Here is a 21937-nt window from a genome sequence, read left to right on the forward strand (position 1 = left end):
GCCTGACCGCCCGCCGGTCAGGAGGCCGCGAAGGTCATGGCCAGTCGGTCCGGCTTGACGGTGATGGCCGTCTGGGGGCGGGGAGGCCGGGAGGCGAGGCGGAGGCGGGGCCAGGTCTGCAGGACGGTCGCCAGGATGATCTGCATCTCGGTCCAGGCGAAGTTCTCTCCGATGCACTTGCGGCGGCCGTCCCCGAAGGCGAAGAGGGAATCGCGGGTCGTGGGTACGCGGTCGGGGGGCCAGCGGTCGGGGTCGAAGTCGGCCGGTTCGGGGAAGTGGGCGGGGTCGTTCTGGAGGAGGTAGGGGCTCCACACGACGTCGGCGCCCCGGGGGATGCGGTGTCCGCCCAGATCGACGTCCCGGGTGGCGGTTCGCGTCACCATCCAGGCCGGCCCGTACTTGCGGACGGCTTCCTGGAGGACCTGCCGGGCGTAGGGGAGCCGGTCGAGGTCTTCCTGGCGCAGGGGCCGGCCGGTGCAGACGGCGGCGAGTTCGGCGCGCAGCCGCTGTTCGATCTCGGGGTGTCGGGTGAGCTCGTACAGGGTCCAGGCGAGGGCGGTGGCCGTGGTCTCGATCGCCGCGTTCATCAGGGTGATGGCTTCGTCCTGGAGCTGTCGGCGGGTGAACCGGTCCCCGGCCGCCAGCAGGGTTTCGAACAACCCGGCCCGTTCGTTGCCGGCGGCGGTCTCGTGGGGGCACCCTGCGGCTTCCGCGGGACCGGGGGTGGCTGCGGGGGGTGTGCCGGCCGACCGGCCGGAGTGGTGGTCGATGGCCTGGTCGATGAGGACGCGCAGGCGGGCGACGCGCCGGCGGTGGGCGCGGTTCGCGGGCAGCGGCAGCCGGGTCACCCAGGGCGGCAGGAGAGTCTGCCGAATCGTTTCTTTCATAATCACGGGCATGAGGACGGTGAACTCCCGCTGCAGGTCCGCGGGTAGGTCCATGCCGAAGAGAGCGACGAGGAAGGCAGCGAGGGTGACGTCGTTCATGTCCGCGAACACGTCGCGGAGCTGATCGTCCTCCCACGCGCCGACCATGGACCCGACCTGGTCGATCATGGCGTTGCCGCGGGTGGCGATATGGGCCCTGTTGAACATGGGCTGCATCAGGCGGCGGTTGCGCAGGTGGGTTTCGCCGTCGTCGACAGTGGCCAGACCGTCGCCGAAGACACCCCGCAGGACGTCGAAGATCTTCCCGCCCTTGGCGAAGTGCGCCGCCTCGGTGACCAGGACGGTGCGGGTGAGCACGGGATCGGTGACCACGTATGCGGGGGTCGGGCCCAGACGTATGCGGACGACGCTGCCGTGGTCGCGGAGCGAGGTGATGAACGGCAGCGGGGTCCGCGCCAGAAGATGGGCATGCCCGATCAGCGGGAGCCCGCCGGGCGCGGTCGGGACAGAGGCAGGTGCGGCGGTCACGGCCTTGACGCTCCTCGTGTCAGGGTTGATCCGGCCGGGTTATCTGCCCAACATCCCGCGACGGGATGCGGCCTTGTGACCTTCACGTCACTTCACGTCCCGCTGGCCCAGGCCCGGTCGCCACGAACAAAAGGGCGAGGCCCGAAGACCCCGCCCGCCCGATCCGCGGGAAACCCGGAAGCCTCGGCTCAGGGCCACACCAGGCAATACGGCTGATGCCCCGCCTCGTGCAGCCGGTGCGAGAAGTCCTGCCACTCGTGGAGCAGCTGGTACACGTTGAACGCGTCCCGCGGGCCGCCGCGGTCCGGGACCGTCGACCAGATGAAGGCGGCCGCGCCGACCGCTTCCTCGCCTATGCCGCGCAGCGGGTCGACGACCGTCATGGGGAGCTTCACGACCGCGTAGTCGGGGTGCAGCACCACCAGCTCCAGCGGCGGCACCTTGTGCAGCGGCACGCCTTCGATGCCCGTCAGCACCATCGCGGCCATGGTCTCCGGCTTGATCTTCGTGAACATGCCGTTCATGCCGAGCTCGTCGCCGCCGAGTTCCTCGGGGCGCATCGAGATCGGGACCCGGGCCGCGGTCGCGCCGTCCGGAGCGCCGAAGTATTTGTACGTCACCCCCACCCGACCACCATTCCTGCTCCCGGTCTGCAGACGGTCGATCCGCCGCTCGCTCCGCTGGCCCCGATCCCTCTGATCGCGGTCCCGCTGATCGATACGTCGGTCGCGCCGGTCCGACTCACTCGGTACGCCCTGTTCCTGACGTGCTGCTTCGGCCGAATCCTCCGCGTCGCGCCGGTGCCTTCCCCGCTCGGCACGTCGAGGACCCAGGTCATCGGTCCCCTCGCCCAGTCCGCCACCGCGATGCATATCTCCACCCGACTGCTTTTCTAGGACGCGTGGCCCCCGCCGCGCAACCCGATCATCGTGTCAGTGACCTCCCCCACGGCCGCCCGCCGAAACGTGCGTCGAAACATCAGTCCGCAGGATCTTTACAGCCTCCGGCCGCCTGCGTACCGGATGAGCTGGGTGTATCGGGTCACAGTCTCGCAGATGCCCCGGGCGCTGTGCGGGGACCGCCGTCCTCCGCTGTGAGAGGACGGCCCTCCTCCGCCTACCCTGAGGAGGTCACCCAGCATCCGGAGTCCGAGAAGTCGGAGAAGCCGCACGTCATGAGTGCCCAGAGCGAAACGCCCTATCCCTACGACGCGCCCGCCTCACAGGCGCTCTTCGACCGCGCCTCCGCCGTCACGCCCGGCGGCGTGAACTCCCCGGTGCGCGCCTTCCGCGCCGTCGGCGGCACCCCCCGGTTCATGGTCTCCGGCAAGGGGGCCTACCTGACGGACGCCGACGGGCGCGAGTACGTCGACCTCGTGTGCTCGTGGGGGCCCATGATCCTCGGGCACTCGCACCCCGAGGTCATCGCAGCCGTCCGGGAAGCCGTCTCCCGCGGTACCTCCTTCGGTACCCCCGGTGAGGGCGAGGTCGCCCTCGCGGAGGAGATGGTGGCCCGGATCGGGCCGCTGGAGCAGGTCCGGCTGGTCAGCAGCGGTACCGAGGCGACCATGTCCGCCATCCGACTCGCCCGCGGGTTCACCCGGCGCACCAAGGTGATCAAGTTCGCCGGGTGTTACCACGGACACGTCGACAGCCTCCTGGCCGCCGCCGGGTCCGGCGTCGCCACCTTCGCGCTGCCCGACACCCCCGGCGTCACCGGCGCCCAGGCCGGCGACACGATCGTGCTGCCGTACAACGACCTGGAGGCGGTGCAGGAGGCCTTCCACCGGCACCCCGGGGAGATCGCCTGCGTGATCACCGAGGCCTCGCCGGGCAACATGGGCGTCGTGCCGCCCGCGCCCGGGTTCAACCAGGGGCTGAAGAACGCCTGCCGGGAGAACGGCGCCCTGTACATCTCCGACGAGGTCATGACCGGGTTCCGGACCAGCCGGGCCGGATGGTTCGGGATCGACGGCGTGGTGCCCGACCTGATGACCTTCGGGAAGGTCATGGGGGGCGGCTTCCCGGCCGCCGCCTTCGGCGGGCGCGCGGACGTCATGGCGCACCTCGCCCCGGCCGGGCCCGTCTACCAGGCCGGCACCCTCTCCGGGAACCCCGTCGCCACCGCCGCGGGACTCGCCCAGCTGCGGCTGCTCGACGACGCCGCGTACGACAAGGTCGACGCCGTGTCGGAGCAGATCCAGGGGCTCGTCGGCGAGGCGCTGAACAAGGAGGGCGTCGCGCACCAGGTGCAGACCGCCTCCAACATGTTCTCCGTCTTCTTCACCAACCGTCCGGTGCGCAACTACGAGGACGCGCGGGGCCAGGAGTCCTTCCGGTTCACCGCCTTCTTCCACTCGCTCCTCGCCGACGGCGTCTACCTGCCACCGTCGTCCTTCGAGTCCTGGTTCGTCTCCACGGCCCATGACGAGCGGGCCGTCCAGAAGATCGCCGACGCCCTCCCGGCAGCGGCCCGAGCGGCCGCGGAGGCCACGGCGTGAGCGACACCAACAGTGGCACCAACAGCGGCATCAACAGCGGTACCAACAGCGACATCACCGTTGTCCACGTGATGCGGCACGGGGAAGTGGCCAACCCGGACGGCGTGCTGTACGGCAGACTCCCCGGCTACCACCTCTCCGAGCTCGGGCGGCAGATGGCCGACCGGGTCGCCGAGCACCTCGCCGGCCGGGACGTCGTCCATGTCGGCGCCTCCCCGCTGGAGCGCGCGCAGGAGACCGCCACCCCGATCGCCAAGGCGCACGGGCTCGACCTCGGTACCGACGAGCGGCTCATCGAGGCCGAGAACATCTTCCAGGGCAAGACCTTCGGCGTCGGCGACGGTGCGCTGAAGAACCCGGCCAACTGGAAGTACCTCGTCAACCCGTTCCGGCCGTCCTGGGGCGAGCCGTACGTCGACCAGGTCGTGCGGATGAAGAGCGCGCTGGACACGGCCAGGGACCGGGCCCGCGGGCACGAGGCCGTGCTGGTCAGCCATCAGTTGCCGATCTGGATCCTGCGGTCGTACGTCGAGAACCGCAGGCTCTGGCACGACCCGCGCAAGCGCCAGTGCACCCTGGCCTCCCTGACGACTTTCACATACGAGGGCGACAGGATCGTTTCCGTGGGGTACTCCGAGCCGGCCATCGACCTCGTTCCGGCCCATCTCCGCGCCGGCGCCAAGCCGGTGAAGGGGAAGGACAAGGCCTTCGGGGCGTGAGCCACAGGCGGCGCCCGCGCCACGCCGCTTAAACCCCGCTTCATGAAATTAGTCTGAAAATATGTGGTTCCTTGCGGAACCTGCCCGTTCGTCCCGCCCTCTGAGTGGGTGACCACCAGAGGACGTGACGAATCGGGGAACCATGCGGACCTTCACCCGAAGGGGACTACTCGGCGTCGGCGCGGGCGCCGCGGCCGGACTCGGCCTCGCCGGCTGCGGCACGCACACACCGTCGGACGGTACGAACCATGCCGGCGGTTCCGCCCGGCAGCCGTCGAAAAAGCCGACCGCGAGCGCCCGCCCCCTCGGCGACGGCTCCACCTCCCGCACCGGCAAGCAGCCCCACCAGCCCGCCGCCCCCGAGCCGCTGGCGCCCGGCCAGACCCCGCCGCAGTTCGTGATCTTCTCCTGGGACGGGGCGGGCGAGGTCGGCAACGGCCTCTTCCCGCGCTTCCTCGACCTCGCCAAGGAGCACGGCGCGTCCATGACCTTCTTCCTCTCGGGGCTGTACCTGCTCCCGGAGTCGAAGAAACGGCTCTACAACCCCCCGAACAACCCCCGCGGCGCCTCCGACATCGGCTACCTCACCGACGAGCACATCAAGGCGACGCTCACCAACGTCCGCCGGGCCTGGCTCGAAGGGCACGAGATCGGCACCCACTTCAACGGCCACTTCTGCGGCGGCTACGGCACCGTCGGCAACTGGACGCCCAAGCAGTGGCGCAGCGAGATAGACCAGGCCAAGGCGTTCGTGAAGGAGTGGCGCAGCAACTCCGGCTGGACCGACCTGCCCTCGCTCCCCTTCGACTACGACAAGGAGCTGGTCGGCGGCCGTACCCCCTGCCTGCTCGGCCAGAACAACCTGCTGCCCACCGCCCGCGAGCTCGGCTGGCGCTACGACGCCTCCTCGCCCGGCGGCCGGCAGGTCTGGCCGGAGAAGAAGCTGGGCATCTGGGATCTGCCGCTGCAGCAGATACCGTTCCCGGGCCACTCCTTCGAGGTCCTCTCCATGGACTACAACATGCTCGCCAACCAGTCGGTCAACTCGACCAAGGCCCCCGCCTACAACTACCCGGGCTGGCGGACCCAGTCGGCCCAGGCGTACATATCGGGATTCGAGCGTGCATACACGACAAACCGCGCACCGTTCTTCATAGGCAATCACTTCGAGCAGTGGAACGGCGGCATCTACATGGACGCCGTCGAGCAGGCCTTCAAGCACATCGCCCGCGAGAAGGAGAAGGGCGCCGACGTCCGGCTGGTCTCCTTCCGGCAGTTCGTGGACTGGATGGACGTCCAGAAGCCGGAGGTGCTGGCGAAGCTGCGCACGCTGGACGTCGGACAGCGTCCGGCGGGTGGCTGGAAGGGCCTCCTCAAGCAGGGCGCGGCGGCCTGAAAAGGGGCGAATCCCGGACCCAGGGGGGTGCGCAAGATCCTCAGAACGGGCATGCGAAACTTTTCACATGAGTACCCGTAGCCGCGCCCTCCTGCTCGGCGCCACGGCCGCCGCGGCAGCCCTGACCCTGTCCGCGTGCGGCAACGGCGGCACCTCCGGCGGAGGTGGCAACACCAACTTCGTCACCGGCAAGGACGGCATCGACACGGTTGCGGAGGGCCACCGCGCGGCGGCCCCCGACCTGTCCGGCAAGACCATCGACGGCGGCACCCTGGACGTCGCGAGCTACAAGGGCAAGGTCGTCGTCATCAACGTCTGGGGCTCCTGGTGCAGCCCCTGCCGGGCCGAGGCGCCCAACTTCGCCTCCGTCGCCAAGGAGTACGCGAGCAAGGGCGTCCAGTTCGTCGGCATCAACACCCGCGACACCAGCACCGGTGCCGCGGTCGCCTTCGAGAAGCAGAACGGCATCGACTACCCGAGCCTGTACGACCCGACGGGCAAGCTGATGCTCCGCTTCAAGAAGGGCACGCTCAACCCGCAGGCCATCCCCTCCACCCTGGTACTCGACCGGCAGGGGAAGATCGCGGCGCGCTCGCTGGCGGCGCTCAGCGAGGAGTCCCTGCTGAAGATGGTCAAGCCGGTCGTCGCGGAGAAGTGACGTGAGCGCACTCCTCACGGTCGCGGCCGAGACGGGCCGGAACGAGACCGTCCTCAACGGCGCCCTGCTGGTCGCCCTGCCGGTCGCGCTGCTCGGCGGACTCGTCTCCTTCTTCTCGCCCTGCGTGCTGCCCCTCGTCCCCGGCTACCTCTCGTACGTCACGGGCGTCGCCGGCACCGATCTGGCGGAGGCCCGGCGCGGCCGGATGGCGGCCGGTGCCTCCCTCTTCGTCCTCGGCTTCACCGCCGTGTTCGTGTCCGGCGGAGCCCTGTTCGGCTACTTCGGCCAGACCCTCCAGGAGCAGTCCGGCGTCCTCACCAAGGTCCTCGGGGTGCTGATGATCGCCATGGGCGTGTTCTTCATGGGCATGATGCCCTGGTTCACCCAGCGCGAGTTCCGCTTCCACCGGCGACCGGTGGCAGGGCTGGCCGGGGCGCCGGTGCTGGGCGCCCTGTTCGGGATCGGCTGGACGCCGTGCATCGGCCCGACCCTGTCGGCCGTGACGAGTCTGTCCTTCAACCAGGCGAGCGCCGGGCGCGGCGCCATACTGACAGTCGCCTACTGCCTGGGCCTCGGTGTCCCCTTCGTGCTCACCGCGGTCGCCTTCCGCAAGGCACTCGGCGCCTTCGGCTGGGTCAAGCGCCACTATGTCTGGGTGATGCGCATCGGCGGCACGATGATGATCGTGACCGGTGTGCTGCTGCTGACCGGGGCCTGGGACAGCCTCGTGCAGGAGATGCAGGGCTGGTCCGACGGCTTCACTGTGGGGATCTGATCGATGAGCAAGACCGAAACCGAGCACACCGAGAACACCGAGCCGGACCTCGGGGCGGCGGGCTCGCAGCTCTCCACCGCCCCCGCCGAGCCGCCGGCCGCCCCCGGGCTCGGGGTCGTCGGCTGGGCCCGCTGGTTCTGGCGGCAGCTCACCTCGATGCGGGTCGCGCTGCTGCTGCTCCTGCTGCTGTCGCTGGGTGCGATCCCCGGCTCGCTGATCCCGCAGTCCGGCGCGGACATCTCCAAGGTCGACGACTTCCGCAAGGCCCACAAGACGCTGTCGCCGATCTACGACAAGCTCGGCCTGTTCCACGTCTACAGCTCGGTGTGGTTCTCGGCGATCTACATCCTGCTGTTCGTCTCGCTCGTCGGCTGCATCATCCCGCGCGCCTGGCAGTTCGTGGGCCAGCTGCGCGGCCGGCCGCCGGGTGCCCCGAAGCGGCTCGACCGGCTCCCCGCGTACACGACCTGGCGGACCGCGGCCGAGCCCGAGGAGGTCCGGGCGGCGGCGCTGAAGCTGCTGCGGAAGCGGCACTTCCGCGCGCACCTCGCCGGGGACGCGGTCGCCGCCGAGAAGGGCTACGTCCGCGAGTTCGGCAACCTGGCCTTCCACATCGCGCTGATCGTCCTGCTGATCGCCTTCGCCTCCGGCCAGATGTACAAGTCGGACGGCACCAAGCTGGTCGTCGAGGGCGACGGGTTCGCCAACTCGATCCTCCAGTACGACGACTTCAAGTCCGGCTCCATGTTCAGCACCGACGACCTGGTGCCGTTCAGCTTCGACCTGAAGAACTTCTCCGCGACCTACCAGACCAGCGGCCCCAGCAAGGGCACCGCGGTCTCCTTCAAGGCGGACATCGACTACAGCGAGGGGGCCTACGGCAAGTCGAAGCGGACCACCATCAAGGTGAACGAGCCGCTGCACATCGACGACGCCAAGGTCTACCTCGTCAGCCACGGCTACGCGCCCGTCATCACCGTCCGCGACAGCAAGGGCAAGGTCGTCTACCACGACGCCGTCCCGCTGCTCCCGCTCGACGCCAACGTCACCTCCCAGGGCGTGGTGAAGGTGATGGACGGCTACCAGAACGCCAAGGGCGTCGGCGAGCAGCTCGGCATCTCGCTGTTCTTCCTGCCGACGTACGCCGGCGGGTCCTCGGTGCTCTCCAGCTTCCCCGCGCTCGACAACCCGGTGCTGAACCTGACGCCGTACCACGGTGACCTGGGCGTCAACTCGGGCATCCCGCAGAGCGTGTACCAGCTCGACAAGACCCACATGAAGGAGTTCAAGGACTCCAAGGGGGCGCAGTTCCGGGACAACCTGAAGCCCGGGCAGACCATGCAGCTGCCGAACGGCGCCGGGTCCGTGACGTTCGAGAAGGACGTCAAGGAATGGGCCGGCTTCGAGATCGTCCAGGAGCCCGGCAGCGGCTGGGCGCTGGGCGGCGCGCTCGCCGCGATCTTCGGCCTGGCCGCCTCGCTGTTCATCCAGCGCCGCCGCGTGTGGGTGCGCGCGGTGCAGGGTCCCGACGGCGTGACGGTGGTCGAGATGGGCGGGCTGGGCCGCAGCGAGTCCGCGAAGGTGCCCGAGGAACTCGGCGACCTCGCCGGAATCCTCTACGACCAGGCGCCGGGGGCCCCCGACCCCGACGACACCACTGACGACGACCCCGCAGAATCCCCCGACCCCGAAGTCGTACCTGCCGAAGGGGCTGAGAAGCGATGACTTCCGCCGCCGCAACCGCGCTCGACGCAACCACCCTCGCCGCGACCAACGAGCATCTGGCGAGCATGAGCAACACGCTCGTCTACTCCTCGATGGCCGTCTACACGCTGGCGTTCTTCGCCTACATCTTCGAGTGGCTGCTCGGCAGCCGCAGCCGGGTGGCGCGCACCGCCAACGCGCTCACCACCACGGCGGACGCGAAGAAGGCGCCGGCCGTGACGGTCAAGAAGGCCGGCGGCACGACCGTGCTGGAGCGCCCGCAGGTGGTCGTGCGGTCCGCGGCCGGCTCCCGGGACGTGCCGGACGGGCCCGGCGCGCACGGCGGCGACGAGCAGGGCGACCTCTACGGCCGGATCGCGATCTCCCTCACGGTCCTCGCCTTCCTCGTGGAGCTGGCGGGCGTGGTCACCCGCGCGGCCTCCGTGCAGCGGGCGCCGTGGGGCAACATGTACGAGTTCAACATCACGTTCTCCACGGTCGCGGTCGCCGTCTACCTGACGCTCCTCGCCCTGAAGAAGAACGTCCGCTGGCTCGGCCTCTTCCTGATCACCACGGTCCTGCTCGACCTCGGCCTCGCAGTCACCGTCCTCTACACGGCGAGCGAGCCGCTGGTCCCGGCCCTGCACTCGTACTGGCTGTACATCCACGTCTCGACGGCGATCTTCTGCGGTGCCGTCTTCTACGTGGGTGCGGTCGCCACGATCCTCTACCTCTTCAAGGACGCGTACGAGAGCAAGCTGGAGAACGGCGGCAAGCCCGGCAGCTTCGCCACCTCGGTCCTGGAGCGTCTGCCGGCCTCGGCCTCCCTCGACAAGTTCGCCTACCGCGTCAACGCGGCGGTCTTCCCGCTGTGGACCTTCACGATCATCGCGGGCGCGATCTGGGCGGGCAGCGCCTGGGGCCGCTACTGGAACTGGGACCCCAAGGAGACCTGGTCCTTCATCACCTGGGTCGCCTACGCCTGCTACCTGCACGCCCGCGCCACCGCCGGCTGGAAGGGCCGCAAGGCGGCCTACCTGGCGATGATCGCCTTCGGCTGCTGGCTCTTCAACTACTACGGCGTCAACATCTTCGTCACCGGCAAGCACTCCTACGCCGGCGTCTGACCCCGTCCGGCCGAGGCCGGTTCCCGTGAGTGATCCAGCTCACGGGAACCGGCCTTCGTCGTACGACAGGTAGGAGGACGTGGACACACATCTGCGAAGACGCATCCGCGCCGGAGACCACGACGCCTTCGCCGCCCTCTTCGACACCTGCGCGCGCTCGGTCTGCCTTTGATCTTGCGCAGAGCTCCGCCCTTCAGAGCGGTGGTGGAGCATGTCTCGGAACTGCTCTGACTCCGGTCGTGGGCATGGATCCGCGCTGTTGACCCGCGCTTACGACGGCGGTTACACAGGGTGCCGCTGGTTTTCGATGTACTGGCGGACGACGGTCAGTGGCGCCCCGCCGCAGCTTCCGGCGAAGTAGGAGCCGGACCAGAAGTGGCCGCCCCACAGGTGGCGGCGGACGTGAGTGTCGTACTCCTTGCGCAGGTAGCGGGAGGAGAGGGAATCTCCGGGCTTCAGCTGGGAGAGCACTTCAAAACCACGCCTACCGCCTGACGTACGCGCTCCTCGGGGGAGCGACTGTAAGACCTGCACGGCACGGCGACGGGCGGCACGTCGGCCATGGCGCGGGCCGTGGTCGACAAGGCGGGGGTGCGCCCCTAGGGGTGCGGATCCCGGAGGCCGGGGTCAGGCTGGTGTCATGGCCGGTTCCATAGAACAGGGCACCAGTCGGACCCACGGGAGAACGCACATCCTCCACTTCCTGGTACGACTGCCGCGGCCGACGGACCAGGTCTGGCCGAGCCTCGCCACCCCGGCGGGCCTGGCCGCCTGGTGCACACCGGTCGACGTCCTGCAACCGAGACTGGGCGGCACGGTCACCCTCGGCGACCTGGGCACCGGCACGGTGACCGCGTGGGACGTCGACCGCATCGCGGAGTACACCGTGGAAGCCGGCGGCAGGATCCGCTTCCACCTGGAGCGCGACGGGGAGACCGGCAGCACCCTCCGCTTCACCCACGAGTTCAAGGGCGAGGGCGAGACGGAGCCGGCATGGCGGGCACGATTCGAACGCCTGATTGAATCCCTGGGCCCCTGAAGGCATGGCGAGCTGTAGCGCCCCGTCAGGGGCGCGGGGCCGTGTCGATATGCGGCTCCGCCGCGTGGGCGCGACCAGCCCCCACCGGACCCGCAGCTCACGACGGCGGCAGACACTCCGAACCCGGCGGCCTCCCCTCCGGCCACGCAATCCGGACGAACCGCGACCCACCCTCCGCCCGCAGCTCCACGATCGGCACCGCCTTGTCGTACGGATTCCCGTGCGCGTCCAGGCAGATCCACCCGCTCGCCCCGTCCACCCGCAGCGACCCCTTCACCTGCGGCCACTGCAACCCCACGTCGGCCAGTGCCGGCACGGACCTCCCCTCCGGCACCGCCTCGCGGATCCCGTGCACCGCCAGCCGTATCGCGTCGTAGGCGATGATCAGCTGCCCGTCGTCCAGGGCGACCGGCCCGATCGGCCCCACCGGGGCCTTCGCCGCGCTCTTCAGAAGCCCGGTCAGCGTCGCCATGTCCGCCGCCGAACCGCCCGTCCTCGGGCTCCCCCTGCCCCACGCGTCCGGATGGGCGAGGGCGGTGTAGCGGACGGAGAGGTTGTGCCGCAGGGCGCCGCGGTCCAGCTTCGTCTCGCCGGTCAGGTACGACCCCTCGTCCCCGGTCAGCACCGTGAACCTCCGGTCCTGGCAGCCCCGTCCGCCCAGCGCGTTGATGAACTGCCGCAGCTGGGTGTGGCGGCCGGCGAAGAGGATCGTGTCCGTCGTCCGCGAGGTGTCGCAGACCAGGTTGGTGATCTGCCGGAAGGTGTTCGCGGTGGTCCCCTCCCTGCTGCGGTCGGCCGGCGGCGTGAACGGCTGCGGCTCGTACGGCGAGCCCTTGATCAGCGCCGCGAACGACGTCTGGAGCGTCCGCGTGTACGGGTCGCCCGGCTTGTCGTAGACGAGCAGCGCCCGGCCGGCGCTCACCTTCGCGAAGGAGGCGAGGGCGCGGGCCTCGTCGGTGTTGGTGGGGGAGACCCGGGCAAGACCGGGGTAGGGGTCCTTGCCGCCCTGCCCGTTGGCGAGGTCGTCGGCGGTGATCGAGGACCCGATCACCGGGATGCCCAGCCGGGTCAGCTCCCTGACGGCCTTCTTGTTGTTGTCGGTGCTCTGCCCTACCCCGGCGACCGCCCGCAGCCGGTCCGTGCCGCCGGTCATGCCCGCCAGCCGCGTGACCATCGGCTGCCAGTACCGGCTGGTCGCCCCGGGGTTGGCCAGCACCAGCCGGATCGCCGGGGACTGGCCGTTGGAGTCGTGGTTGGCCTGGTACTGGGCGAGGTAGGCGCCCTGGAGCTCGTGCCGGATGTCGGCGAGGCTGGCCGCCGCCGTCGCCGTGTACGGCAGCATCACCGCGACCGTGACGTAACTCCCGGGCTTCAGGCGGGCGTTCTCCCGGGTGATCGCCCGCACGGTGTCCCGCAGCCGCGGCTGCCCGAAGTCGTACCCGGCCGTCGCCACGCCCACGCACTCGTCGCTGCCCTCGGGGCGGGCCACCCCCGGCGCGCAGGACCGGTCGTCGTGGACGGCCGCCCGCACCCCGACGACCAGCCCGGCGATCACCGCGGCCGTGACCAGCAGGGCCAGATACCGGCGGAGCGGAATCTCCCAGACGCCCTCACGCACCCACGTGCCCACGCCCCGCCCCGCCATCACGCCACCCCGCTCCGCTCGTCGTCACCCGCGTCGCCCTCGTCGTCGTCCCCGTCCCCGGCGTCCGCCCCGTCCGCCGTCGGCGGACGGCCGGCCAGCGCGGCGGCCGGCCAGTTGCGGGAGGCCCGCCACAGCAGCGCGTTGCCGGCCGGCCGCAGGTTGGACAGCTGCTCCAGCTCGAAGCGGAGCCGGTCGCCGACCTTCGGGTCGGGCAGCACCAGCGGATCGCCGAGCAGCCACACCGCGTGCAGCAACCGCCGTATCCGCAGGTGCAGTACGCCGTCCACGCCGTCCGGCACCCGCTGCTGGGCGTCGGTGCGGCCGAGCGCCACCGCCGCCCGCCGGTCGCCGTGGCCGGTGGAGTCGCGGCCTTCGGCGTCGTGGGCGTGGAAGTAGGGCGCGGCGGCGACGAACCGCAGGTTCCGCAGCCAGGCGCGGGTGTCCACGACCGGGAAGGTGTCGCGCAGGTGGGCGACGGCCGGTCCGGTCCGGCCCAGGGCCAGTTGGTGGTGGAGCCGGAACCGGGCCGTCCCGTCCGTCCCGTCCGGCCGGTGCTGCCGGTCCTCGGTGTAGTACGCGATCAGCGTCTCGTGGGCGGTGCGCCAGCCGCTGTGGTCGGCGTCCCGCAGGTGCAGCCGGAGCAGCAGCAGGGTCCGTACGAAGGGGTCGCCGACGAACTGGCCGGGCACGGCGGGCAGTCCCTCCTGGGCGAGCCGGTTCTGCAGGGCGCGTACGTCGGCCGGGCCGAAGTCGTCCGGGAGCAGCGCGGCGGCCAGCGCGCACGCCGAGTCGTGGTCGTGGGCGGCGGCGAGGACGGTCAGCTCGTCGAGGCGGTCGGCGGGGACCAGCCGGTCGAGGAGCAGGAGGTAGGCGGGGGCGGCGGGGCCGTCCTCGACGGGCCGTACGTCGGCGGTCAGCAGGTCGGCCGGCGATCCGGCGCGCTCCGGATGCTGGGCCGCGGCCTCGGCGAGCAGTTCGACGCCCAGCGGGTTGCCGCCGGTCAGCCGGTGCACGGCCTGCGGGAGCCGGGGCGCGGCGGGGGCGCCGACCAGGTGCAGGGTGTCGTCGGGGGTCAGCGGCGGCAGCGCGACCAGCAGCGCCCGCGAGGAGGGCACGGCCGGGTCCGGCGTCCACTCCGCGCGCCGGGCGACCCCGGCCAGCTCCCGGCGTACCCCGCCGCGCAGCAGCCGCCGGCCGTCGCCGCGCAGTCCGGCGACGAAGGCCACCTGGTCGGCGATGCCCTCGGCGCGGTCCCTGAGCACCGCTTCCAGCAGGCCCGGACCGGGTCCGGTCTGCACGTTGTCGACGAGCACCAGCGGCCGGCCGAGCCGCTGCATCCGGGGCAGCACACCCGCGTACGCCTCGGTCAGGTCGGCGAGCAGGGCCCGTACGAGATACCGCTCGGCGTGCTCGCGGGAGGTGCCGCCCGCGCGGAAGTGCCCGGAGAGCAGGATCAGCCCGCGCTGGGCGTGCCCGCCCGCGTTGGGGTACGTCCGGTACCAGACCGACGCCTTCTGGTGGCGGCGGCTGGCGAAGCCCTCGGCGATCGACTCCAGGGTGGCCTCGATGGCGCCGGAGACCAGCGGCCCGGTCCCGGTCGCGGCGGCGACGACCTTCGCCGCCACCTTCCCCGCCCACCGCCCGGCGAAGCCGCTGATCCACGAGCCGCTCTCGTTCAGCAGCAGGATCCGCTCCACCTCGCGCCGGATCCGCTCCGCCTCCGCGTCGCCCCAGCCGCCGGCGGCCACCGCGACCAGGCCGGACATCAGCCGCGGGAAGGTGATCCGCCCGGCGCCGGTGACCGGCTCGGCGAGCTGCTCGGCGACGGCAAGCAGCGCCTGCGCGACCGGCGACCAGGACTCGGCGGGCCGCTCCGGCGGCGGGCCCGCGAACTGCGGCTCGGCGCAGTCGACGAGCGCGACCGGGGTGTGCCCCTTGTACGCGTCCCGCAACTCGCCGAGCACCGCGCTCTTGCCGAGCCCCCGCGCCCCGGTCAGCACGACGAACGGCAGCTCACCGGGGTGTTCGAGGGGAAGGACACGATGCTGGTACGGCCGTAACCCGACGATTCTCGGCACGAGCCCGGCCGGCTCGACGTCGAACAGCGCTCCGCGCCCGTGCAGCCGTCTGTGCAAGGCAAGTCCCCCCTCAACACGAGTGTAGGAAGGGGGAGTTGCTCCGGGCCAGATCGCGTGGTGACTGTTGGGTCACGAATCCTGACGCTGTGGGATCAGCCGACGGTGATGGAGTCCAGCTTCTCCCGCAGGTACACGTGCGAGTCGACCGGCGGGTAGGCGACCCGGCCGACCGGCGCCGGGACGGACTCGACGGTCGTGCCCGGGGTGCACTCGCCGAAGTAGACGAGGGACATCAGTTCCTCGGCGGGTGCGTCGACGGGCGGCGGCAGCACCCGGTGCCGTCCCGACCGCCACCGGTCGCCGGTCCAACGGGCCATCAGGTCGCCGATGTTGATGGTGAAGGCGTCGGCGTCGTACGGCGCGTCCTCCCAGCCGCCCTCGTCGGTGTACACCTGGAGACCGCCCTTGCCGGCCTGCCGGTCCAGGATGGTCACCGTCCCGAAGTCGGTGTGCGGCCCGATCCGGAACTGGCCCGGCGCGGGCTCGCCGAGCACCTCGGTCCCCGGATACCAGTTGATGTTGAAGCCGTACGTCGGATGGTCCATGTGCCGGGAGAAGAAGTCCCGTTCGAGCCCGAGCGCGTACCCGAGCAGGGACAGCAGCTCCTTCTCCAGCTCGGCCATCCGGTCCAGGTACTCCGCGCAGATCGTGCGCAGTTCGGGCACCTCGGCCGGCCACACGTTGGGCGCGTACCACTCCGCGTTGACGACCGGGTCGTCGAACGGCTCGTGGGTCGCGAAGGTCAGCGACTCCTTCAGGTCGGGCGGGGTCTCGGTGCCCTCGGAGTAGCCGTTGGCCTCCGCGCCGGGCCCGAGCCAGCCGCGCCCGCCGACCTTCGCCTCGTACGCCTGCTTGGTCTCGGTGGGAAGGGCGAAGAACCGGCGCGCGGCCTCCCGTACGGCGGTGCGCAGTTCCGGGGCGACCCCGTGCCCGGTGACGAGCAGGAAGCCGGCGGTCCGCAGGGCGGAGTCGACGGTCCGGGCGAGCTCCTCGCGGGCCGCCGGGTCACCGGCCAGCCAGGGACGCAGATCGATGGTGGGGATACGGGGCCGGGGCTCATTCACCGATGTCCTCATTCCACAGAGCCGGGTGGTCGTTGATGAAGTCGCGCATCAGCGCGGTGCACTCCTCGTCGTCCAGCAGGACGATCTCCACACCGTGTTCGGCGAGCCAGTCGTGGCCGCCGTGGAAGGTGGCCGCCTCGCCGATCACGACCCGGGAGATGCCGAACTGGCGGACCAGGCCCGAGCAGTACCAGCACGGCGACAGGGTCGTCACCATGGTGGTGCCGCGGTACGACCGCTGCCGGCCCGCCGCGCGGAAGGCGGCGGTCTCCGCGTGCATGGAGGGGTCGTCGTCCTGGACGCGCCGGTTGTGGCCGCGGCCGAGCAGGGTGCCGTCGGCGCCGTAGAGCGCGGCGCCGATCGGGATGCCCCCCTCGGCGAGCCCGGCGCGGGCCTCGGCCACGGCGGCGGCGAGCCGGGCCCGGTCTTGTGACTGATCCATGTCTTCACTCTCCTGTGGCCGAAACACGAGGGCAACGTGCGGAAAGTACCCTCCGGGCAACCCCCGGCCGGACGAAATGTCAGCGGCCGTGCCCGTCCCCTGGAGGTCGCCGTGCCCGCACTCACCCTCCGCGAAGTCCTGGCCCTCGACCCGGTGCGGGCGGCCCGCCCCGAACTCCTCGCCGGTGAGGCCGCCCTCGACCGCCCGGTCCGCTGGGTGCACTCCAGCGAGGTCTACGAGGGCGCCAACTTCCTCGACGGCGGCGAACTCCTGCTCACCAACGGCTTCGGGCTGACCGACGCCGACGACGAGGTCCGCCGCCGGTACGTCCGGGAGCTGGCGGCCCGCGGCGCGGCCGGACTCGCGGTCGAGGTCGGGCGCGCCCTGCCCGGCATGCCGCCCGAGGTGACCGACGAGGCCGGCCGGCTCGGGCTGCCGCTGTTCGCCCTGCACCGGGTGGTGCCGTTCGTGCGGATCACGGAGGCCGCCAACCGGGCGATCGTGGCCCGGGGCCTGTCCGGCCGCCGTACGGTCGTCCGGCCCTGGGGCGACGACCACGCGGTGGCGCTCCTCGCCGACCTGGCCGACGGGCAGGCCCTCAACCAGCCCGAGGTGGAGGCGCGGGCCGCGCTCGCCGGGTTCCACCCCGGCCCCGGCGCCCGGCTGCTCGGCGTCTCGCTGCACGGCAGCCGGGGCGTGGGCGCGGTGGACCGGGCGGTCCGCGCGCTCGGCGGGGCAGGGGTGCTGCGGGCCGTGTTCCCGGGGGACGTCCTGGCCCTGCTCGCGGTGCCGGCCGCGGTTCCCGGCGATCCCGTACGGGCCGTGCAGGAGGCGTTCCGGGGGGCCGCCGAGGCGGGGGCCACGGTCGCCGTCGGCCACGCGGTCGGCCCCGGCGGCTGGCTGCACTGGAGCGAGACGCTGCGCGCGGCCCGCACCACCCTCGAACTCGCCCTGACCGTGCCGCCCGCCGAACCGGCCGCGCCCGAGGGCCCGACGGTGACCTCGGCCCGCGCCCTCGCCCTGGAACGCGAGCTGACCCGCGGCGGGGTCGCCGCCAACCGCGACCGGCTCGCCGCGCTCGTCCAGCACACCCTCGGCCCGCTGCTGGCCTGGGAGGCCGCCCACCCCAGCGACCTGGTCCGCACCCTGGAGGTGCACCTGCGCCACGGCTGCTCCCCGACCCGCACGGCCGCCCTCCTGCACATCGGCCGCCAGTCCCTCTACCAGCGCCTGGAACGCATCGAGTCCCTCCTCGGCCTGGAGATCGACGACCCCGACCTGCTGGGCGAACTCCTGACGGCGGCCTGCGCGCAGCGGGTGGTGCGGGGCGCCGCGGGTACGCGCCCTAAAGGGGCGCGGGGAACTGCGCGATCAGCCACGACGGCGCAGCAGTCGGCAGACGGCATGGCGCGGCACTTCCGGCGGAGCGCCTAGGCGCGGGGTGCCGTCTCGCCCGGACGGCCCGCACCTGGTCGGGGCGGCAGCGGGTGCGCGTACCGCGGGCCGCCCGCAGGCTGGGAGCGTGGGCGACGGGATCAGCGGTGAGGGCGATCGATGATCGTGACGGTGGTGTCGGTGCCGGACGGGGGCATGACGACGGTCTCCACGGCGGAGGCACGCCGGCGGCTCGCCACCGATCCGTTCCTGCTCCTCGGTGTCGAACTGCCCGGGGAACCGGGCCCGGCCGAGGAGCCGGTGGTCCGGCAGCTCGGGCTGGACGAGGAGGATCTGGAGTGGTTCGGCCGGCGGGAGGGGTCCCCGCGGGCCGAGTTCCTGGGCGACACCGCCGGGTTCGTCGTGCCGGTGGTCAGGGGCGGCCAGGTCCACCAGGCGCACGCCCTGGCCTCCGAACGCTTCCTGGTCGCCGTCCACTGGGGCCACTGGGCGGGCCTGCCGGGGGACATCACGGCACTGGTGCGAAGGGAACGGCCGCGCGACGCGGTGGCCGCGCTGTTCCTGCTGCTCCAGGAGGCGCTCTCGACGTTCCGCCGGGCCGCGGTGGAGGCGCTGCTCCAGGTGGAGGAGCTGGAGGACGACATGTTCGAGAAGCGGCGCCCCGAGCAGATCTACCGGCTGTCCCAGCTGCGCCGCCACTCCGCCGTCCTGCACCACGCGCTGCTGCCGTACCTCCAGGGGGTCGACGAGGTGATCACCCGCAGGATGATGAGCCCCGACTTCCCGGTGGAACGGCAGCGGCTCGCCCAGGAGTTCCAGCGGGCGGCTCGGCTGGTCCTCGCGGACATCGAGTCGCTCCAGGACGCCACCCGGCGGGCCTTCGCCAGCTACGGCTCGCTGGTCGCGGGCGAGCAGAACGGGGTGATCAACCGGCTGGCGATCGTGTCGGTGATCTTCCTGCCGCTGTCGTTCCTGACCGGGTTCTTCGGCATGAACTTCGAGTTCCTGACGAACCGGCTGGAGACCAGGGACGAGTTCTGGCTGCTCGCCGTGGGGCTCCAGCTGGTCGCCGTCGTCGGTTCGCTGGTCCTGCTGCACCGGAGCCGGATCTGGCGGCGGCTGCGGGATGACGAATAGGGGGAGGGCCGTCGGTCGGGTGCGGCGCCGTGGGGGCTGGTCGCGCCCACGCGGCGGAGCCGCATATCGAATACAGCCCCGCGCCCCTTTGGGGCGCTTCCGGCGAGGGCGCTACCGGCGCGGGCGCCTTCGCAGGGCCGTGTACAGCAGGGCGCTGATCGCGAAGCCGACCACCGGGGTGATGTCGCCGAAGGACGGCCAGTGCTTCGGGACGTAGCCGACGTAGTCCTCCTGGTTGGAGAAGAGGGGGACGGAGACCGCGACGCCGATGAGCAGGGCGGCGAGGCCGGGCCAGTTGGTGAAGGAGCGGTCGGTGAGGCGGGCGGAGAGTTCCTCGTCCGTGGCGGTACGGCGCTGGAGCCACCGTTCCACGAGGACGACGCCCAGCCAGGGCGCCACCCAGTACGCGATGACGAGCAGGAACGCCTCGTAGGCGGCGCCCGCGTCGTCCAGGGAGGCCCAGGCGGCCGCCGTGCCGGCGATGCCCGAGACCACGACCAGGGCGCTGCGGCTCAGCCAGGCGGGGAGCTTCAGGCCGAAGGAGGCGATGGAGATCGCGCCGGAGTACACGTTGAGGGCGTTCGCCGAGACCCCGCCGAGCATGATGGCGAGCAGGACGAGGTCGCCGAGCCAGCCGGGGAGGTGGCCGGTGAAGGCGGCCGTCGGGGTGGCGTCCTTGGGGGCGATGATGGTGGCCGAGGCCGCGCCGATGACGGCGACGATGGAGACCGACACGAACAGGCCGACGGCCGGCCACAGGACCGTCTTCACCTTGTTCGCGGTGCGCGGCAGGTAGCGGGAGTAGTCGGTGGCGTACGGGTTCCAGCCGGCCGCGTAGCCCCAGGCCGCGCTGAACGCGAGCAGGAAGCCGCCGACACCGCCGCCCGAACCGCCCCCGCCGAGGTCCGCGTCCTTGAAGGTCCACACCCCGGCCAGCAGGAAGATCACCGCGAGCGCCGGGAACGCGTACTTCTCGAAGGTGTGCACGAAGTTGTGGCCGATGAAGCCGATGAGGATCTCGGCGACCACGACGAGGAGAAGAGAGGGCAGCGGGCGCAGGCCGGTCAGCGTGTTCAGGGCGAAGGCGGCGCTGACGCTGTTCACCGCGAACCAGCCGACGCCGGCCAGCAGGCCGTTGGCGGCGGAGGGCAGGATGTTGCCGAGGAAGCCGAAGGAGAAGCGGCCGATCACCATCTGCGGGACGCCGAACCGGGGCCCGTCCAGTGAGAGCACGCCCTGGGTGAGCGCGCCGATCGCGGTGCCCAGCAGGATCGCGGCGGTCGCCGTCCAGAAGTCGAGACCGAAGAAGAGGACCGCGATCACGCCGATGTAGACGGTCGCGAACTCGATGTTGGGGGAGGCCCAGGTCCAGAGCAACTGGAGCGGGCTGCCGTGGCGTTCGGCCTCGGGGATGGGTTCCGAGCCCGCCGCCTCCACGGCGATGACCCGGTCGCCGTACTCGGGCGCGCTACTGGTGGTGGAATCGGCGGGAGCAGTCGTCATACGAGGTAAGTGTCGGGATCGCTCCCGGCCCGGCCCAGGGGCGCACTGTCCGCTTCGGGCGGCTCACCGGCGTACAACCTGCACGCATGCGAGGACTTCCGGAGGCGCGGTGCCCCCGGAAGTCCTCGGACGATACCTGTCGCGCGGCCCGGGTCAGCCGTTGGTGCAGGCGTTGGCGGCCGCCGGGTTCAGCAGGCCGATGATGTCGATGCTGTCACCGCACACGTTCACCGGGACGTCGACCGGGACCTCGATGACGTTGCCCGACAGCACCCCCGGGCTGTTGGACGCGGTACCCGTGGCTTCGGCGCCGTTGTCGGCGAACGCGGCGGTGCTGCCGCCGAGGGCGAGGGCCGCGGCGACGGCGCCGGTGACGGCGAGGGAACGGATGCGCATGACTGCCTCCTGGGCGTCGGGGGTCGGAACGCGTCCATCACAACCGCCCGCCACCGGAGCCGCATGTGCTGCTGGGCCGATCGGCGCAACCGGCCCCGGACCGGGGGCCCGGGGCCGGTGCGTCCGTCACGCGGCGAGGCGGTCCGCCAGCTCCTTCGCCTTGCTGGCCGCGTCCTGGAGGGCGCGGTCGCGGGAGGCCTCGTAGAGCGGCACGAGCTCGGCCATCGCCGGGTTCTGCGGGGCCATCGTCAGCTCCGGCACGATGAAGTCGACGTCCAGGCCGAGGCCGTCGGAGAGCACCGCGGTCAGGTAGTTCTGGACGTACTCGAAGGGCTCGCGCGGGGTGCCCGGCGCGTACGAGCCGCCGCGGCTGGCGACGACGGTGACCGGCGTGCCCTTGGCGGACGGCGTCTCGCCCATCGTGCGGCCGAACAGGACCACGTTGTCCAGCCAGGCCTTCAGCGTCGACGGGATCGTGAAGTTGTACATCGGGGCACCTATGAGCAGCGCGTCCGCCTGCTCCAGCTCCTCGATCAGCTTCACCCGGGCCGCGAAGGCGTCCGCCTGCTCGGGGCTGTGGTCGGCGGGGTCGGCGAAACCGGCGGTGTGGGCGGCCGCGTTCAGGTGCGGTACGGGGTCCACGGCCAGGTCGCGGTAGATCACCTCGCCGTCGGGGTGCTGTGCCAGCCAGGCCGTACGGAAGGCGTCGGTGACGGCACGGGAGGAGGAGGCGCCGCCGGGGAGGAGGGACGAGTCGATGTGGAGAAGCGTGGCCATGAGAGGTCTCCGGATACACGGGCCCAGGGCAGAGCCGCGGGGGCTGAGGATTCGTACTCAGCTATAGATAACACAGGTGCTTACTTTTTTTCATCCCCTTCCTTTCT

Annotated in this window: 20 protein-coding genes; 10 read left to right on the plus strand and 10 right to left on the minus strand. The window is 71.5% G+C overall.

Annotated features, from left to right (window positions below; genetic code table 11):
• Nucleotides 1-17: 17 nt before the first annotated feature.
• Entirely contained in the window at nt 18-1415 is a 1398-nt protein-coding gene (locus ACGF5O_RS39720; RefSeq protein ID WP_393814803.1) for a cytochrome P450, read from the minus strand.
• A gap of 188 nt (nt 1416-1603) precedes the next feature.
• Entirely contained in the window at nt 1604-2287 is a 684-nt protein-coding gene (locus ACGF5O_RS39725; protein WP_393814804.1) for a hypothetical protein, read from the minus strand.
• 302 nt (nt 2288-2589) lie between these two features.
• On the opposite strand from ACGF5O_RS39725, the gene hemL reads away from it, so the two are divergent.
• From hemL to ccsB, 7 genes are all read left to right on the plus strand, one after another.
• The gene (hemL, locus tag ACGF5O_RS39730) at nt 2590-3915 is read left to right on the plus strand and encodes a glutamate-1-semialdehyde 2,1-aminomutase (RefSeq protein WP_393814805.1); all 1326 of its coding nucleotides are present in this window, start codon (nt 2590-2592) and stop codon (nt 3913-3915) included.
• A 71-nt stretch (nt 3916-3986) separates the two neighbouring features.
• Nucleotides 3987-4634 carry a histidine phosphatase family protein gene (locus tag ACGF5O_RS39735; protein ID WP_393814984.1) on the plus strand — a complete coding sequence of 216 codons (648 nt, stop codon included), beginning with the start codon at nt 3987-3989 and terminating at the stop codon, nt 4632-4634.
• 142 nt (nt 4635-4776) lie between these two features.
• Nucleotides 4777-6030, plus strand: coding sequence for a hypothetical protein (locus ACGF5O_RS39740; RefSeq protein WP_393814806.1), 1254 nt, complete (start codon nt 4777-4779; stop codon nt 6028-6030).
• 67 nt (nt 6031-6097) lie between these two features.
• Nucleotides 6098-6688, plus strand: a complete 591-nt coding sequence (locus tag ACGF5O_RS39745; RefSeq protein ID WP_393814807.1) for a TlpA family protein disulfide reductase — start codon at nt 6098-6100, stop codon at nt 6686-6688.
• A gap of 1 nt (nt 6689) precedes the next feature.
• A complete protein-coding gene (locus ACGF5O_RS39750) occupies nt 6690-7463 on the plus strand; it encodes a cytochrome c biogenesis CcdA family protein (RefSeq protein ID WP_393814808.1) in 774 nt (257 codons plus the stop codon).
• Nucleotides 7464-7466: 3 nt separating this feature from the next.
• Nucleotides 7467-9188, plus strand: a complete 1722-nt coding sequence (locus tag ACGF5O_RS39755; protein WP_393814809.1) for a cytochrome c biogenesis protein ResB — start codon at nt 7467-7469, stop codon at nt 9186-9188.
• Nucleotides 9185-10294 carry a c-type cytochrome biogenesis protein CcsB gene (gene ccsB / locus ACGF5O_RS39760; RefSeq protein ID WP_393814810.1) on the plus strand — a complete coding sequence of 370 codons (1110 nt, stop codon included), beginning with the start codon at nt 9185-9187 and terminating at the stop codon, nt 10292-10294. Before ACGF5O_RS39755 ends, ccsB begins: the two co-directional genes overlap by 4 nt.
• A 282-nt stretch (nt 10295-10576) precedes the next feature.
• Here the strand turns inward: ccsB and ACGF5O_RS39765 are convergent, their stop codons facing one another.
• Nucleotides 10577-10765 carry a transposase gene (locus ACGF5O_RS39765; RefSeq protein ID WP_393814811.1) on the minus strand — a complete coding sequence of 63 codons (189 nt, stop codon included), beginning with the start codon at nt 10763-10765 and terminating at the stop codon, nt 10577-10579.
• 169 nt (nt 10766-10934) lie between these two features.
• Between ACGF5O_RS39765 and ACGF5O_RS39770 the strand changes: the two genes are divergently transcribed.
• Complete coding sequence (locus ACGF5O_RS39770; RefSeq protein WP_393814812.1) at nt 10935-11333, plus strand: SRPBCC family protein; 399 nt, start codon at nt 10935-10937, stop codon at nt 11331-11333.
• A 97-nt stretch (nt 11334-11430) separates the two neighbouring features.
• Here the strand turns inward: ACGF5O_RS39770 and ACGF5O_RS39775 are convergent, their stop codons facing one another.
• The 4 genes from ACGF5O_RS39775 to ACGF5O_RS39790 form a co-directional block, all read right to left on the minus strand.
• Nucleotides 11431-12978 (minus strand): hypothetical protein, encoded by a 1548-nt coding sequence (locus tag ACGF5O_RS39775; RefSeq protein WP_393814813.1) that lies wholly within the window; start codon nt 12976-12978, stop codon nt 11431-11433.
• Nucleotides 12978-15113, minus strand: coding sequence for a hypothetical protein (locus ACGF5O_RS39780; protein ID WP_393814814.1), 2136 nt, complete (start codon nt 15111-15113; stop codon nt 12978-12980). Before ACGF5O_RS39780 ends, ACGF5O_RS39775 begins: the two co-directional genes overlap by 1 nt.
• A gap of 95 nt (nt 15114-15208) precedes the next feature.
• Entirely contained in the window at nt 15209-16180 is a 972-nt protein-coding gene (locus ACGF5O_RS39785; RefSeq protein WP_393814815.1) for an isopenicillin N synthase family dioxygenase, read from the minus strand.
• On the minus strand, nt 16173-16622 hold the full coding sequence (locus ACGF5O_RS39790) for a nucleoside deaminase (protein ID WP_393814816.1): 450 nt from the start codon (nt 16620-16622) through the stop codon (nt 16173-16175). The genes ACGF5O_RS39785 and ACGF5O_RS39790 overlap by 8 nt, the downstream gene beginning before the upstream one ends.
• Before the next feature lie 111 nt (nt 16623-16733).
• Between ACGF5O_RS39790 and ACGF5O_RS39795 the strand changes: the two genes are divergently transcribed.
• Nucleotides 16734-18056: a PucR family transcriptional regulator gene (locus tag ACGF5O_RS39795; RefSeq protein WP_393814817.1), complete on the plus strand. Its 1323-nt coding sequence runs from the start codon at nt 16734-16736 to the stop codon at nt 18054-18056.
• A gap of 120 nt (nt 18057-18176) precedes the next feature.
• Nucleotides 18177-19154: a CorA family divalent cation transporter gene (locus ACGF5O_RS39800; protein WP_393814818.1), complete on the plus strand. Its 978-nt coding sequence runs from the start codon at nt 18177-18179 to the stop codon at nt 19152-19154.
• A gap of 111 nt (nt 19155-19265) precedes the next feature.
• Here the strand turns inward: ACGF5O_RS39800 and ACGF5O_RS39805 are convergent, their stop codons facing one another.
• The 3 genes from ACGF5O_RS39805 to ACGF5O_RS39815 all read right to left on the minus strand — a co-directional run bounded on the left by ACGF5O_RS39805 (nt 19266) and on the right by ACGF5O_RS39815 (nt 21830).
• The gene (locus ACGF5O_RS39805) at nt 19266-20657 is read right to left on the minus strand and encodes a purine-cytosine permease family protein (RefSeq protein WP_393814819.1); all 1392 of its coding nucleotides are present in this window, start codon (nt 20655-20657) and stop codon (nt 19266-19268) included.
• 153 nt (nt 20658-20810) lie between these two features.
• On the minus strand, nt 20811-21053 hold the full coding sequence (locus ACGF5O_RS39810; RefSeq protein ID WP_393814820.1) for a chaplin: 243 nt from the start codon (nt 21051-21053) through the stop codon (nt 20811-20813).
• 126 nt (nt 21054-21179) lie between these two features.
• On the minus strand, nt 21180-21830 hold the full coding sequence (locus ACGF5O_RS39815) for an FMN-dependent NADH-azoreductase (protein ID WP_393814821.1): 651 nt from the start codon (nt 21828-21830) through the stop codon (nt 21180-21182).
• Nucleotides 21831-21937 lie beyond the last annotated feature (107 nt).

Source organism: Streptomyces sp. NPDC048291 (assembly GCF_043201715.1).
Classification (GTDB): domain Bacteria; phylum Actinomycetota; class Actinomycetes; order Streptomycetales; family Streptomycetaceae; genus Streptomyces.